Annotated in this window: 13 protein-coding genes and 2 pseudogenes; 5 read left to right on the top strand and 10 right to left on the bottom strand. The window is 42.1% G+C overall.

Annotated elements, in window-relative coordinates; translation table 11 throughout:
* Window positions 1-136 precede the first annotated feature (136 nt).
* Window positions 137-1324: a sensor histidine kinase gene (locus tag QUD05_RS07140; protein WP_289795458.1), complete on the top strand. Its 1188-nt coding sequence runs from the start codon at window positions 137-139 to the stop codon at window positions 1322-1324.
* 147 nt (window positions 1325-1471) lie between these two features.
* Here QUD05_RS07140 and QUD05_RS07135 read toward each other — a convergent pair.
* Window positions 1472-2781 (bottom strand): annotated as a pseudogene (locus QUD05_RS07135) (aminopeptidase P N-terminal domain-containing protein).
* 306 nt (window positions 2782-3087) lie between these two features.
* Here QUD05_RS07135 and QUD05_RS07130 point away from each other — a divergent pair.
* Both QUD05_RS07130 and QUD05_RS07125 read left to right on the top strand, forming a co-directional pair.
* A complete protein-coding gene (locus QUD05_RS07130; RefSeq protein WP_289795457.1) occupies window positions 3088-3555 on the top strand; it encodes an NUDIX hydrolase in 468 nt (155 codons plus the stop codon).
* A 409-nt stretch (window positions 3556-3964) separates the two neighbouring features.
* Window positions 3965-5209: pseudogene (locus tag QUD05_RS07125) on the top strand (FG-GAP repeat domain-containing protein).
* 97 nt (window positions 5210-5306) lie between these two features.
* Here the strand turns inward: QUD05_RS07125 and QUD05_RS07120 are convergent.
* The 8 genes from QUD05_RS07120 to QUD05_RS07085 form a co-directional block, all read right to left on the bottom strand.
* Window positions 5307-6074, bottom strand: coding sequence for an MBL fold metallo-hydrolase (locus QUD05_RS07120; RefSeq protein ID WP_289795455.1), 768 nt, complete (start codon window positions 6072-6074; stop codon window positions 5307-5309).
* A gap of 3 nt (window positions 6075-6077) precedes the next feature.
* On the bottom strand, window positions 6078-6677 hold the full coding sequence (locus QUD05_RS07115; protein WP_289795454.1) for an anthranilate synthase component II: 600 nt from the start codon (window positions 6675-6677) through the stop codon (window positions 6078-6080).
* 312 nt (window positions 6678-6989) lie between these two features.
* On the bottom strand, window positions 6990-7445 hold the full coding sequence (locus tag QUD05_RS07110) for a diacylglycerol kinase family protein (protein WP_289795453.1): 456 nt from the start codon (window positions 7443-7445) through the stop codon (window positions 6990-6992).
* Window positions 7446-7598: 153 nt separating this feature from the next.
* Window positions 7599-8126 (bottom strand): rRNA maturation RNase YbeY, encoded by a 528-nt coding sequence (ybeY, locus tag QUD05_RS07105; RefSeq protein ID WP_289799905.1) that lies wholly within the window; start codon window positions 8124-8126, stop codon window positions 7599-7601.
* 39 nt (window positions 8127-8165) lie between these two features.
* Window positions 8166-8321: a DUF3285 domain-containing protein gene (locus QUD05_RS07100; RefSeq protein WP_094350437.1), complete on the bottom strand. Its 156-nt coding sequence runs from the start codon at window positions 8319-8321 to the stop codon at window positions 8166-8168.
* A gap of 130 nt (window positions 8322-8451) precedes the next feature.
* The gene (gene prfB / locus QUD05_RS07095) at window positions 8452-9435 is read right to left on the bottom strand and encodes a peptide chain release factor 2 (protein ID WP_289795452.1); all 984 of its coding nucleotides are present in this window, start codon (window positions 9433-9435) and stop codon (window positions 8452-8454) included.
* A gap of 266 nt (window positions 9436-9701) precedes the next feature.
* The gene (locus tag QUD05_RS07090; protein WP_289800142.1) at window positions 9702-9971 is read right to left on the bottom strand and encodes a hypothetical protein; all 270 of its coding nucleotides are present in this window, start codon (window positions 9969-9971) and stop codon (window positions 9702-9704) included.
* Between the two features lie 127 nt (window positions 9972-10098).
* Window positions 10099-10827, bottom strand: coding sequence for a Bax inhibitor-1/YccA family protein (locus QUD05_RS07085; RefSeq protein WP_289795451.1), 729 nt, complete (start codon window positions 10825-10827; stop codon window positions 10099-10101).
* A gap of 592 nt (window positions 10828-11419) precedes the next feature.
* On the opposite strand from QUD05_RS07085, the gene QUD05_RS07080 reads away from it, so the two are divergent.
* Window positions 11420-12205, top strand: a complete 786-nt coding sequence (locus QUD05_RS07080; RefSeq protein WP_069069688.1) for an RNA polymerase sigma factor SigF — start codon at window positions 11420-11422, stop codon at window positions 12203-12205.
* A 61-nt stretch (window positions 12206-12266) separates the two neighbouring features.
* Here QUD05_RS07080 and bchD read toward each other — a convergent pair whose 3' ends face one another.
* The gene (bchD, locus tag QUD05_RS07075; RefSeq protein ID WP_289795450.1) at window positions 12267-14300 is read right to left on the bottom strand and encodes a magnesium chelatase ATPase subunit D; all 2034 of its coding nucleotides are present in this window, start codon (window positions 14298-14300) and stop codon (window positions 12267-12269) included.
* 91 nt (window positions 14301-14391) lie between these two features.
* On the opposite strand from bchD, the gene QUD05_RS07070 reads away from it, so the two are divergent.
* Entirely contained in the window at window positions 14392-14979 is a 588-nt protein-coding gene (locus QUD05_RS07070; RefSeq protein WP_289795449.1) for a Uma2 family endonuclease, read from the top strand.
* Window positions 14980-14998: the final 19 nt, after the last annotated feature.

Raw genomic sequence — 14998 nt, 5'->3', positions numbered from 1 at the left:
CCAGCAAGAGGATTTGTAAAATCTACTTCTTTTGGTAGGTGAAAGATATTACTAATTTTGGTAAAACACGACTCTAGTCGTTAAACTATTTGCATATGGAAGTTTACTCATCTATCTCCTAGCTGAATTTAACATAATGGATTTTAGTCAACTCCTGGCTGAAAAAACGGACACCATCCTTGATAAATGGATTTTAGCAGTTCGCAAGGATAGACGGATTGAAAGTGCTGATGACCTATCTTATACAGCGGTAAAGGATCATATTCCTGATGTTTTGAAAGCTATGGTGACAGTGCTTTCAAAATCTCAAGAGAATGATATTCAATCAATGGTTACTGCCAGTTTTCAGCATGGAGCGATTCGAGCCGAACAAGGTTTTGATCCAGCAGAAATTGCTAGAGAATATCATCTGCTGCGAACAGTAATATTTGATGCTCTACAAGCAGATTTACTAAAAGGAATCCCCTCAGAGATAATTCGTTCCATGCGTTTGATTGACGCTATTATAGACGAAGCGATCGCTCGATGTTTCAAGAGTTATGTTGAGGAACGCCTGCGTGAATTACAGAAGTTGCAAGCATCACTAACGCTCCATAATGAAGAACTCACGCGGCTAATTAGCACTAATCAAGATTATCTTTCCCAACTAGCCCACGAATTGAAACATCCTCTAACTTCCATTATTGGTTATTCGGATCTATTTTTACGCCAACAACGACGAAAGACTGAGATCAAAGACAGCGTTACCAATCTAGAACATATTGAACGCGTACTACGCAATGGTAGACAGTTACTTCATCTAATTAATGATGTACTAGAACTTTCGCGCTATGACGCCGGGCAGATAAAACTCCAATTAGCACCTACCGATGTGCGTCAATTAATCGGTAATGTGTGTGAAATGTTGGAACCTTTAGCTGCGGGAAAAAATTTACAAATAGTAGTCGATTGCGATCGCATCCCGGAAAAATTAATCACAGATTCTTTTCAGTTGCAACAAATTGTTACAAATCTTATTAGTAATGCGATTCGTTATACAGAGTCGGGGACTATTATTATTATGTGTCAGGTGTTAGAGAAGCAAAGATGGGCGATCGCAGTTTCTGACACTGGAGTAGGCATTGCACCTGAAAACCAAGCCCAGATATTTGAACCCTACTTTCGCGTGAGTTCTAGCGATCGTCCCTATCTTCCTGATAGTACAGGATTGGGATTAGCGATCGTCTCGCGTTTAGTAAAACTATTGCAAGGTCAAATTAATCTAGCCTCACAGGTAGGCGTTGGTTCTACTTTCACCGCCATTTTTCCTTTAGTGGAGTTTTAAAAGTATTGGGCGACTGGAAGTCACGGCTACACTAGCATTGTCTACCTCCGTGGACTAATACAAAATCAAGGGTTTAAACCCACGCAGGTGGGTTTTGTCTGTATAGCCGCGATTTCAATCGCCGGGGCTTTTCTACCATCGCCATTTCTATCTTTCGATTTCATCTATTTCTTTGGGAACCCCAGCAGTTAACACCTCATGTCCCTCAGGTGTAACTAACACATCATCCTCAATCCGAATGCCAATGCCAACCCATCGCGGATCGGTCTGTGGCTGGTCTTCTGCTAGTTTGGTATCTGGCACAATATATAGTCCCGGTTCCACTGTCAAAATTTGACCTGGTTGTAAAATCTGTGGTTTGTCTTCACCATGCTGATAAACACCGACATCATGGACATCTAAACCTAACCAATGACTGGTGCGGTGCATATAATACGGTTTGTATTTTTCTTCTTCAATTAACTTGTCGATTTCACCTTTGAGAATGCCAAGTTCGACTAAACCTTCTGTGAGAACGCGCACTGCTGTATCATGAACTAATTTGAAGGGATTACCTGGTTGGACTTGAGCGATCGCTTGTTTTTGCGCCTCCAAAACAATTTCATACAGTGTCTTTTGTTCTGGCGTAAATTTACCACCCACGGGAAATGTCCGGGTAATGTCAGAGTTGTAATAACCGTAAGCACAACCGGCATCAATTAGCAGTAATTCTCCATCCTGCATTTGACGATTATTCTCAATGTAGTGTAGTACGCAAGCATTGACACCAGAAGCCACAATCGAAGGATAAGCTGGCCCCATTCCACCCCGCACTCGAAAGATGCGTTCCATCTCCGCCTGGATTTCGTACTCATAACGTCCCGGCGCGGCAATTTCTTGGGCATAGTTGTGTGCTTCGGTGGCGATCGCAGCTGCTTGACGCATCAATTCCACCTCAGCTTCGCTTTTGATCAATCTCATGCTGTTGAGGACAGGGCCAGTATCTTCAATAGCGATCGGGCCTGTACCGCGTTTCGGATAAGTCCGCAGTAAACTTTGGTAATGTTTCAGGATTTGATCGTTAAAAGTGCGATCGCGTCCTAAGTGATAGTAAATCCGGCTAGCTTTTTCTAAATACTGCGGTAACTTTTCATCTAACTCGCTAATGGGGTAAGCTTCATCAGCACCATAAATTTCCTTCGCTGCATCTACCCCACAAAGATAACCAGTCCATACTTCCTTTTCCCGATCCTTCGGTTGGACAAACAACACAAACCGATGTTCTGCGTGATGCGGTGCTAACACTGCTACTGCTTGTGGCTCATTAAAACCAGTCAAGTAAAAAAATCACTATCTTGGCGATAAACATACTCGACATCGTTGTGCATCACTGCCATTGGCGCACTGCGAAAAATGGCTGTTCCATCACCAATTTTTGCCATTAATTGCTCGCGACGCTGCCGATATTCTGCTTGCATAGTTGATGTATTTATGAAAGTATTGTGTTATTTTACACTTTTGACAACCAGAGTATGCACAGATTATGCCTCTGAATAGTTGCTAATCTAAGTTATTCTAACCAATATTTGTTTCGATTCAAGTCATAAATCATTGGATAATAATCAATTATCTCGAAAGACTTAGATCCCCGACTTCTTTAAGAAGTCGGGGATCTTGTTGTTATTGAATAATTTAGGATATTTATGAAATGAAATAAATTTTAAACGTTTATCTTATATAAATTATGGTATTTCATAAATCTAACAACACACAGTATAAAAACTATGTCCACTCAACCCCTAATAAAAAAAGCGATCGCTTACGTAACTAACAAAGATGGATTAATGGTTTTTACACATACTGATTTTCCTGAAGCTGGCGTGCAAGTACCAGCTGGTACAGTTGAAGAAAGTGAGGAGCCATCTGAAGCTGTACTGCGGGAAATTTATGAAGAATCTGGTGTTAAGGGAGTTCGCATTATTGAGTTATTGGGTATTTATCAATACAACATGACTCCCTATCGTGATGAAATTCAAGAACGTTATGTTTATCATCTCGAATTAACTCAGCCTACACCATCTACTTGGCGGCATTGGGAAATACATTCAAGTACGAGCAAAAACCCTATAGCCTTCGATTTTTATTGGGTTAAATTAGATAGCTCAAATTTAGGACTAGCTGGTGGTCAAGGTTATTTTTTATCTAAGCTTGTTCACAAAATAAAAAAGAGTCACGATTCAGCTATTACTTAAAAAAGTGCAAAGAAAATAAAGGTAAGATTATACAAAATATATTAAGAATAATGTAGCAATCGCTTCTATCTTAATTAAGTCTGTCTAATTGAACATAAAAAACTTCTGGTTCGTAGGTAGATTTTTGATACAACCTTCAAATGTCAAAGAAAATAGACAAAGTAATCATTTTTTATCTATAAATAATCATATATAAATTACAAAACATATTTTGTAATAGCTTATATAGAACTTGAAATTTTTAGAATAATAGTTTAAAACAAACAAATATTTATCTTCAAAGAGTGACATTAATAAATAAAAAATAGTTATAAAGAAATGTTGAAAACCAGGTAAATGTTATTTCGTTACAGAAAGAGATTGCCAAAAAAAGTTAAAAAAATATGGCAGCCAATAATAAAAATTCACCATGCCTGACAATTCAAATTCCTCACCATTAGGTTTGAATACATCTCGATTGTTATCAGATTCTTTTGCAAAATCAGAAATCTTGACAACTTCTCTTAAGAGTTTAAATTATGATTTGGGGTTTGGAAATAAGAGTTCTTCACTAGCACTAGAAAGTCAAGCGGTGACTGCGCCCATTAAAACGTCAGCAAATCCCAATCCTAATCCTTACTTAACTAGTGCGGCGATTACTCCTGACTTTAACGGTGATGGTAAAACAGACAAAGTTTGGGTCAATGCTTCAACTGGTGAGATTATCATTCGGTTGATGGATGGCACAACAGTTGTCGAACAGGGTTCTTTGGGTCAATTTGACCTATCGGCCTATGATTACAAAATTGCTGACTTCAATGCNNNNTGGCAAAACCGACTTCTTATTACGCAANNNGACAACCTAGGTGAAAATAGCGTTGTCCTGATGGATGGCACCAGAGTTGGTAGTGCGGCTGTTCTAAGTAGCGTTGATCCAGCCTGGAGTCCTCAGATTGGAGATTTCAACGGCGATCGCAAAACCGATATCTTCTGGCATAATGCCACAACTGGCGAGAACGCTATTTGGGAGATGGATGGCACCACCGTTCTGAATGCAACTGTTCTAGACCCTACAGACACAGCACTAACTCCTACCATTGTTGATTTCGACGGCAATGGCAAGAGTGATATCTTCTGGCGCAATGCCACAACAGGCGATAACACCGCTTGGTTTATGGATGGTACCCAAAAGACTGAATTTGCTCTGCAATCCCAAGATGCCGCCTGGACTTCTAGCCTTGGTGATTTCAACGGCGACTTTAAGACAGACATTCTGTGGAGAAACGCCCAAACAGGTGAGAACAAGGTTTGGACAATGAATGGTATCTTAGTCACAGAAGGTGCTTTGGCTACACTTGACTCATCCTGGACTTCTAAAATTGGTGACTTCAACGGTGATGGCAAGACTGATATCTTCTGGCACAATGGAACCACAGGTGCGAACACCGCTTGGTTGATGGATGGCACAACAGTTGCGACTGAAGCTTTTTTACCAGCCAATAACGCGGCCTTGACACCATCCCTTGGCGATTTCAACGGCGATGGCAAGACTGATATCTACTGGCGCGATCAGACAGCAGGTACAGACAACATTTGGACTATAAATGAAACGACAGCAGTTGAGACTCCCATTAGCGACGCAGATAAGCTTGGGCCAGAGTGGTATACGTTCTAAAATCAGAATTCAGAATTCAGAATCCTGAATTCAGGAGATGGAGGCAGGATTCATTATTTTCCCCTGCTTCCTCTGCTTCTTTCCCAATCCCCTTTATTCAAAACTTGTAACTTAAAACCTGAATTTCTCCCTTTTCCGGCAATTTACCAGGGCTAATGGAAATACTATCTCCATTGCTACGCCGCACTGGCATCCCTTGCATCAGGGTCAGAAAATTATCCAATGGCGAAAGATCGCACTTAGCAGCATCAGCAGCTTGTGTGCGGTAATGAGTCGGAATCACCAACTTGGGATTTAATACTTGAACAGCCTGCTTTGCTTCCTCAGCATTGTAGGCTTTTGCACTGCCTCCCACTGGAATAAATGCCACATCGGGACGCCCCATCAGGATTTTTTGCTCAATAGAAATGGGTGCAGCGGCTCCGCCTAAGTGTAGGATATTAATTCCGCCTTGCTTCCAACTCCAAGCAGTATTTGAGCCAAACTGCTTACCACCTTTGCGATCGTGGTCTATGGCAATTCCTTGGAACTTAATGCCTTTAAACTCATAAACACCTGGTTCGTAGATGAGTTTTGCATTTCCCGGTAGTACGTCCACAGCACCTTCATCTAGCAGTTGACTGCTAATGAGTACCAAATCTGCTGCAACTTTTGGTGGACGATACCCAGCAGTACAGCCGACCGACCGAAATGGATTGACGAGAATTTTCGCACCGCCACCAGTAAAAAGAAAGCAAGTATGACCCAACCACTGAACTGATAAACCGCTAGATTGTGCGTCAGCTTGAGATTCAGAACCCAAGGTAGTAACCAAAGCTGTGACCAACCCCGCCCCAGCATAGCCCATCAACTGTCGTCGTTTCATTAATTATGCTCTTGACTGTAACTGTTCCAGAAAATTTCGCAATAACTGTTTTCCTGAAGATGTCAGGACACTCTCTGGGTGAAACTGGACGCCCTGAATGTGAGGATAGTTCCGGTGTCGCACTCCCATAATGGTGTTATCTTCAACCCAAGCGGTGATTTCTAACACATCTGGGCAAGTCTCACGTTCGATTACCAAACTATGATACCTGGTGGCAATTAGAGGATTTTCTAATCCCCGGAAAACTCCCACTCCAGTGTGAGACACCTGAGAGGTTTTGCCATGCATCAACTCTGGAGCAGAAATTATTTTACCACCGAACACTTGACCAATGCTTTGATGTCCCAAACAGACACCCAAGATTGGCAACTCTTGACCTAGCTGTTTAATCAACTCTAGGGAAATGCCAGCATCTTCCGGGCGACCAGTNCCAGGAGAAATAACCACAGCTTCCGGCTTTAATGCTCGAATCTCATCTATGGATATCTTGTCGTTACGAAAAACTTTAATATCATCTGCCACTGGGAATTCTGCTGCCAATTCTCCCAGATATTGCACTAGATTATAGGTAAAACTGTCGTAATTGTCGATAACTATAATCAAAGTTCATCACTCCTGGTTTTTACCACTCATCAGTTGTAAAAAGCATAGACAAGTATCTCATGCTGTTTGTTAGGTGTAAAAATAACGCTGACGTGGACGCGTAAATATAAAGCGGCTACTCTGCGACCACTTTTTAAAGATTACCAAGTAATCCTTTAGCCAGGATGCTTGGCGCGTACGCTTAGCCCGTCGTAGACATCGCACGACTTAAATTTTGAATATATTCTACAAAGGGAATTCGGACAAAGTGTGATTCTCTTAATGACTCACTTAGCGATACTTGCGATAAATGCTCGCCGACGCAAATTACCTCTACAAAGCCGATATAATTAACGTTAACAGAGGAGGAAGCAATAGCGTACCTGCTACTAACATCGCTACGAAAGCAGAGACAAGCACTGCACCAGCTGCACAATCTTTAGCAATTTTTGCCAAATCATGGTATGTCTGCTTAACGGTTAAGTCCACAACAGACTCGATCGCTGTATTTAGTAACTCTAATGCCAAAACTAAACCACTAGTTATACCAATTACCGCGATTTCTACCGCTTGCAGATGCAAAAAAACGCTTAAAGCGATCGCCATTGCACAAACACTTACATGGATGCGAAAATTACGTTGAGTTTGAAAACTATAGCTGATTCCAGCCCAGGCATATTTAAAACTAACAAATAAATTAGAGGCTACTTTCCAGGAGAATTCCCGTTCGTTAGACACCAGTGTTTGTAACGAGGTAGGCGTTGGTGATGGAGAAATTTTTTGGGACATAGACTTAAAAACACAAGAACAGAGTTGCTACAGTGGGAATATTCGCCGATCTTAATGGCAGAATTAACTTTGAGGCAATCTTTAGGCAATTTTCCACAGAAGTATTATAAAAGTATTACCCAAAATTGACATTAAGGCATACATAAGCTACTGCTATTCCATGTCAATAGCAATACCGATTGTATTCAGCAATATCACTTGCTGTTTTAACATTCGCTCCAAACTTTTTTCATCAGGATGATCCCAGCCCAACAGATGTAATAAACCGTGAGCAGCTAACCACGCTAGCTCGGTTGGCAAGCTATGTTCCTGTTGTTGAGCTTGGCGTTGTGCTGTATCTACAGACACAATAATGTCACCTAAATATAATGGGACAGAGGCAAGCATTTCTTTGCTTTGAGGAAAATCAACCTCTAAAGCTGCAAAGGCTAAAACATCTGTCGGCTTATTTTGCTGACGATATTGAGCATTCAGTTCTTGAATTTGCGAATCATCTGTCAAACGCAGTCCGATTTCATAACTTGGCGCTGGTGGAATCTGAGGCTGAAGTATTTCCAACCAGTGATTAAACCAGTTTTCCCAAGTTTCAGGGGTAATTCGGTTCTCAGTCTCGTCAATTTTTACAGATGTTGTCGGGGACAACTCATAAAAATACTCCTCTACATATAGTTCAACTCTCAGGGGCACACAGTCTCCTTGTCTGAGGTTTACAATTTGTCGTTAATGAGTGAGGTAAGCAAGACCAACAAGTAGAGCTAAAAGCCCTACAGCAGTCAATCCAAAATGCTTTAGGGAAGTTCCACCCTTCCGCACCATGTTTCGCATGGCGAGTTTGACGTAGCTAGGTTGAGGTTCTGTTGAAGGTGAGTTGCTCATAGTTATTTGTCTACCGACTCTTTTATAACTGTAACAGTTGGTCTGGGATAGAATTGCGATCGCCAATATATTGCTAAGGCGTTTCTCAGTGAAACGCCTTAGTAATCGCGGTCTTATGCAACTAGTACCTCTATGCCAGAGTGTTTTCTACTAGTTTATTTTCTTGGCGCAGATAAGCTTGGATGAATGTATCAAGTTCGCCATTCATCACATCACCAATCGCCGTTGTTTCCGTGTTTGTACGTAAATCTTTCACCATTTGATAAGGGTGAAACACATAGTTACGGATTTGGTTTCCCCAGGAGGCTTCCACCATATCGCCACGAATTTCGGCAATTTCTTGGGCACGTTGCTCTTTAGCTATGACCAACAGTTTTGCTTTGAGGCGATTTAGAGCTTTTTCTTTATTTTGCAGCTGCGATCGCTCTTCTGTACAGCGCACAGCAAGACCCGTGGGAAGGTGAACAATCCGCACCGCAGTTTCTACTTTGTTGACATTCTGCCCGCCTTTACCACCTGAGCGAGTTGTGGTGATTTCCAAATCCTTGTCTGGAATATCCAATTGCACAGAGTTATCAATCTGCGGCATTACTTCCACCCCTGCAAAACTGGTTTGGCGCTTACCGTTGGCATTAAAAGGTGAAATCCGCACTAAGCGATGTGTACCCATTTCTGAACGCAAGTAACCATAAGCATAGCGACCAGTAATTTCTAGGGTTGCCGATTTAATTCCGGCTTCATCACCCTCCGACTCTTCAGCTAAAGTTACCTTATAGCCGTGAGCTTCGCCCCAACGGGTATACATCCGCATCAGCATAAATGCCCAGTCTTGAGCATCTGTGCCACCAGCACCAGCACTAATCGTCAGTACAGCACCCTCTGCATCATAGGGACCAGAAAGTAACTGTTGTAACTCCCACTGGTCAAGGTCACGATTCAGCTTAGTGATAGTAGATTCTGCTTCTTGGAGTAGTGCCTCATCAGTTTCTAACTCCAACAACTCAACAACTGCCTTAGTATCTTCTAAATTGGCGTGCCAGCTGATCGTATTGCTGAAGATGGGCTTTGAGATCGTTGAGTTCTTGTAGCGTTTGTTGGGCTTGGGTTTGCTCATTCCAAAATTCTGGTTGAGCAGATATTTTTTCGAGGTCTTGAATTTTGGCTGNNNGTGCAGGTACGTCAAAGATAGTCCTGGGTTNNNCCCAGGCGGNNNGACAACGTTTCGATTTCGCGTTTGAGTTCTAGGACATCCATAATNGCTTGCTTAATGAGAGATAGAGCGCTTTGGATTAAAAAATTGCTCTTTATTCTACTGATATTTCTTGATTTTAGCTGTAGTTGGGCAGGTTTTTTCAGCACTACTTGTATAAGTTACAAAATTTACTTGAAATTATCAAGCGCTTCTTTATTCGCTGAAGTAGTTTGATTTAACTGTTGCAGATAGGCTTTGATGAATAAATCAATCTTACCGTCTAATACCTCTGTCGCAGCAAGTGTTTCTACATTGGTACGTAAATCTTTCACCTTGGTGTAAGGATGCAAGATGTATTCCCGGATGAGTTTGTTGGATAGGGATTTTATCTGTCGGGGTTGAATTTCGTCAAGCTGGACACCTTGGGCTAGTGCGTAGGCGTAGCCAGCCGTAGGCATCGCAAACAATTTACTCTTGAGAATAGCTAAGGCTTTCTCTTTGTGATGAAAAAAACCGTGGTTGCTAAAAATTTAACCACGGTTTTTACTTTATAAAACTTTATCTTTTGTTAGTGTCTACAGACACTTAATCGCGGCCATTAATCGCAATTAGTAACCGCAAGATAAAGACGAACAAGTTGATGTAAGTAAGGTACATTGACAAAGCAGCAGGCAGATATTGATCATCGCTGTAAGTGCGGGGCAAGATGTAGAAATCGACAACAGAAACCCCAACAAATAGGAATACTCCTAAACCGGAGATGGCGATTTCTAACCAATTTGGCGTGTAAACACCAAACATAGCAAATCCGAATTGGGCAAGGCACACAACAAGCAAGGCAATTACACCAAGATTGATGGTTTTCGTCAAAGCCATCCCATCTTGTTCAGAAAGATTTGAACCTATTTGACGGGCAGCAATAAAGGTGACACCACAACCAAGGGCAGCCAACCCAATGCCTTGAATGCCAACACCTTGGGATCTCAAGGCGACAAATACCAAGCCACTGAGAGTATATCCAGATAAGAGGCTGTAGGTTGCCAACAGGGGTAGTGCAAGACCCTTATTACCTTTTTGGGCAATATTTTGGGCAACAAAGAACAAAATTAACTCCAAAATCACTGCACCAATGAAGGTGGGAAAGAATATTTCGGGGTTAGTACGGATAACTCCCAAACCACCGTAGGTTCCTAATGCTGTTAGCACCAATCCACCACCAACGTAGGGGAGAGCGTTGGCAATCACATTTGGGCCAACGAGGGCATGAGACTTAGCCTCACGGATAGCTTCACGAAAATTACTGGTATTGCTCATATTGAAAAACTGTTGTTTAGGAAAACGTTCTGCTTATTACTATTCTTACCAATATTTGAAGAAGAAGTCAGAATTCAGGAGTCAGGAGTCAGGAGTCAGAATTCAGGAGTCAGAATTCAGAAGTCAGAATTCAGAATCAAGACGCTCTCTACGAGACGCTAAAAGCGAACGTGGACTCGCTACCGCTACGCTATCCGCCACTCCTACAGAATTCATACTGAATTCTGACTCCTGACCCCTGAATTCTGTTTCGATAAATTTGCAATTAATTCAGTGCCGATCAAATTGCACTCAATATGACAGATAAGTATTAAGTCAGTCATGCATTTTTCAGCATAAATAGCTAGTTTTCGTTGCAAAAGCTAAAGATTATGTGCCATTCAAGAGTTATGTAAAAAACAAAAATAACCTGCAACAGAGGGGTTCGCAAAATCATGCGTACAAATACTGAATTGTGGAGTTAGACCCCTAACAAGTTCAGTGAAACGACGATGGCTTATTCTTCCCTGACTCAGCAAAATAATAACAGCTTAGAAGAAAATATACGCAACTCCATTTTCTCAGCAATAGGAGTTACAACAAGGGAATGTATATGGCAACAAGTGAGTCCTCTTTACGAACTGATGGTATAGAATTATTGCACTTGTACCACCAGAATCCTTCTATTAAACTTCGTAATAAACTTGTACAGTTACATACTGGCTTAGTACGGAAGATGGCTCATAAATTCAGCCATCAATGTAATGAACCTTATGAAGATTTAGAACAAATTGGGTATTTTGGTTTGATTAGGGCTATTGAGCGTTTCGACCCTAGCCAAGGATATGCTTTTAGTTCCTTTGCAGTGCCATATATTCGCGGTGAAATGCTGCACTTTTTGCGCGATCGCAGTACTCTATTAAAAATTCCCCGTCGTTGGCAAGAATTATACAATGAAGGGCAAAAGATTCGCAAGGACTTGGCAATGTCTTTAGGTCGTCAGCCCAAGGATGCTGAAATTGCCAGCCAACTCCGGGTATCTGTGCAAGAATGGCAAGAAACCAAATTAGCGGCTCAAAACCGGATGCCTTTGAGTTTAGATGCAACCGCAGTTAACTATGTTGATTGCCAAATAACCTTGGGTGAAGCACTTCCTTGTCCTCGTTCTCATGTGCTTCTGCAACAAGAAGAAGAACGCCAACAACTCCAAGGTGCAATCAATATGTTGGAAGAAAAACCCCGCATGGCAGTTGAAATGGTATTCTTGAAGGAACTTTCTCGCAAGGATGCTGCTAAAAACATTGGTACTAGTCCAATGACTGTAACTCGCTATCTGCAAAAGGGAATTCAAGATTTGATTTGTTATTTGCAACCGCAGGTAATGCCCACTGGGTCTTGATGTCATTAGTCAATGGTCAGTGGTTGGTAGAAAAGCAACTGACAAATAACTAATAAACTAATTATCGAGATTTTAAATCAGCGATCGCACCTTTGGTCATAGCAGCAATAGCTTGATCTGTCGCTTTTGGCAAATGATAATATTTACCGCCTGCTGTTTGCGATAATTCCTTGGCAAAGCCTGTAGACACAAATTTACTTTCCGTATCAATTACTAATAGTTGCATCCCTAAAGCACGAATTCTAGCAGCAATTTCTAATAATTCTCCTTTGATATCTGGCTTTTCTCCTGGTTCTAGCTGTTCACCTAAAGAACGCGCTAAAGGAATATTACCCCGCCCATCGGTGATTGCGACAAGGACAACTTGCCCAATATCTCCACTCATCTGAGCATTTAAGCCGACGCGCACAGCTTGAGTTAAACCATGTGCTAAAGGCGAACCCCCACCACAGGGCAACCTTTCCAAACGGTTACGCGCCAAAGCAATAGAACGTGTTGGAGGTAATAATACCTCTGCCTGTTCTCCCCGGAAGGGAATTAATGCTATTTGGTCGCGGTTTTGATAAGCTTCAGTCAACAGTTGCATCACTGCACCTTTAGCCGATTGCATTCGATTCAAGGCCATTGAGCCAGAAGCATCTACCACAAATACTACCAACGCGCCGGCTTTGCGTACCAGGCGTTTCGAGCGAATATCAGGCTGTTCGACAATAACTTTTCTATCTGGTTGTCTTTCTCTTCGTGCTTTTTGATATGGAGCCGCAGCTCTCAAGGTAGCATCTACTGCAATGCGTCGCGCTTTCCCTTTGGGTAACATTGGCTTAATATAGCGTCCCCTGTCATCGGAAAAGATGATACTGCGACTACCAGATTTACCTTGCCGCTTCGCTGTTTGAGTAAAGTAAAGCACGCTGTCATCAAGAATTACCCCTTCTGGATCAAAGATAAACTCTTCCGGGATATCGGGGGGTTCTTGTTCTTGATTTTCTTCTTGTTCTTCTTGTTCTTCTTGTTCCTCTTCTGATTCGTCCTGGGGTTCTTCTTGATTCTGTTGCGGCGGCGGTGGAGGGGGTGGCGGTGCTTGATCTGGTGGTGGTGTCTGCACAACTGTGGCGCGTGGTACAATTACCAATTCCACTGCACGGCGCAAATCTTCGGCATTAACTGTTGTCCGTCCCTCTAAAGCCGCAGCAGCTTTGGCAACCCGCGTGGCGAATAACTCGGCGCGATGTCCCTGAACTCCGCCACGAATGGCTTCATCCACTAAGTAGGCAATTTGTTCGTGGGTGATGATTACTTCTTTCAACCATTCCCGCGCCAAGATGATTTGGGTTTTGAGGGAGTCTAAATCTTCGTTGTACTGTTGGAGAAAGTCTTGGGGAGATTTAGAATAAGCGATCGCAACTTCTACTGCTTCTACTCTTTGATCTAAGCCGAGTACACCGTCAGCAGAGAGTGCGATCGCAATTCTATCTAGCAAATGCTCCCGTAATCCGCCTTCTTCTGGATTGTAGGTGGCAATGAATAGGGATTTACACGGATGCTGAAAACTAATCCCTTCCCGTTCGATCTGGTTGCGTCCCTCAGATAATACTGTTAAAAGCTGATTTGATATTTGGTCATCTAATAAATTAATTTCATCTACGTACAGTACACCCCGGTTAGCTGTAGCGAGTAAACCGGGCTGAAAAATCGTATCACCTTGTTTTACAGACTTTTCCACATCCACTGAACCTAGGAGTCGGTCTTCTGTGATACCTAGAGGAATTTGCAAAAAAGGCGCAGGGATGATTTCGACGGGAACATCTTGAATATTTTTATCTGCGTACTCCGCCAATAATTGATCGTCCCATTCTTCTGGATGGTTGGGGTCACAATTGCTGATTGAACCTTTGATAACTTCAATGGGCGGTAGTAGAGCGTGGATAGCACGAGCCATTACAGATTTTGCCGTACCGCGACGACCTGCGATCGCCACTCCTCCCAAACCAGGATCAACTGCGGCTAAAAGCAAGGCTAATTTAATTGCTTCTTGACCGACTACGGCTGTCAAGGGAAAAGCAGTGATTGTGGGGTTGATAGTAGGCGCAGGCATTGTTTGCTTTTATAGCGAGTCTCGGCCTTTAGCATACCAATTTCTGACACATTTAGAATAGGGATTATGGCAATGAGAGAAAGGTAAGGTTATGAGTATTGCTCAGACTAAACGCTTCACACTGGATGAATACCACAGGCTTGGAGAATTGGGCTTTTTCCATGAAGATGACCATATTGAATTAATTAATGGGGAAATTATTGAAATGGCATCCAAAGGTACAGTCCATGAAACTTGTTTAAGAAATTTGTGGAAGCAACTCCCAAAAATTGTAGGAGATAGGGCAACTTTGCAATCTCAAGCCCCGATTACCTTACCACCTAAGAGCGAACCTGAACCGGATTTTGCGATTGTTCAAAACCGAGATGATAATTATCTCTCCTCTCACCCTAAACCGACTGATGTGTTATTGGTGATGGAGGTTTCAGATTCTTCTTTAGCTTATGACCAAGATGTGAAAATCCCTCTTTATGCTCAAGCAGGTATTACTGATTATTGGATATTCAATTTATTCGATAATTATTTGGAAGCTTACAGTAAACCATATCAGGATAATCAAGGCAGATATGGTTATTCAAATAAGCGAATTTTCCTGTCAGATGAGATAATAACTTTTCCCTGCTTCCCTGATTTATCTCTTGATTTAGCTAAGGTTTTTCCGCCAAAACGGAACTTTTAAACTTTGTTATAGGATTCAG

The sequence above is a fragment of the Nostoc sp. GT001 genome, from assembly GCF_030382115.1.
GTDB lineage: Bacteria > Cyanobacteriota > Cyanobacteriia > Cyanobacteriales > Nostocaceae > Nostoc.
The sequence above is the reverse complement of the archived record's forward strand: the minus strand, read 5'-3'. Positions and strand labels throughout refer to the sequence as shown.

Bases quoted from the DNA above. Each gene is read 5' to 3' on its own strand.
- QUD05_RS07140 (WP_289795458.1), top strand. From the start codon at position 137: ATGGATTTTAGTCAACTCCTGGCTGAAAAAACGGACACCATCCTTGAT.
- QUD05_RS07130 (WP_289795457.1), top strand. From the start codon at position 3,088: ATGTCCACTCAACCCCTAATAAAAAAAGCGATCGCTTACGTAACTAAC.
- QUD05_RS07120 (WP_289795455.1), bottom strand. From the start codon at position 6,074: ATGAAACGACGACAGTTGATGGGCTATGCTGGGGCGGGGTTGGTCACA.
- QUD05_RS07110 (WP_289795453.1), bottom strand. From the start codon at position 7,445: ATGTCCCAAAAAATTTCTCCATCACCAACGCCTACCTCGTTACAAACA.
- QUD05_RS07100 (WP_094350437.1), bottom strand. From the start codon at position 8,321: ATGAGCAACTCACCTTCAACAGAACCTCAACCTAGCTACGTCAAACTC.
- prfB (WP_289795452.1), bottom strand. From the start codon at position 9,435: ATGAGCAAACCCAAGCCCAACAAACGCTACAAGAACTCAACGATCTCA.
- QUD05_RS07090 (WP_289800142.1), bottom strand. From the start codon at position 9,971: ATGCCTACGGCTGGCTACGCCTACGCACTAGCCCAAGGTGTCCAGCTT.
- QUD05_RS07085 (WP_289795451.1), bottom strand. From the start codon at position 10,827: ATGAGCAATACCAGTAATTTTCGTGAAGCTATCCGTGAGGCTAAGTCT.
- QUD05_RS07080 (WP_069069688.1), top strand. From the start codon at position 11,420: ATGGCAACAAGTGAGTCCTCTTTACGAACTGATGGTATAGAATTATTG.
- bchD (WP_289795450.1), bottom strand. From the start codon at position 14,300: ATGCCTGCGCCTACTATCAACCCCACAATCACTGCTTTTCCCTTGACA.
- QUD05_RS07070 (WP_289795449.1), top strand. From the start codon at position 14,392: ATGAGTATTGCTCAGACTAAACGCTTCACACTGGATGAATACCACAGG.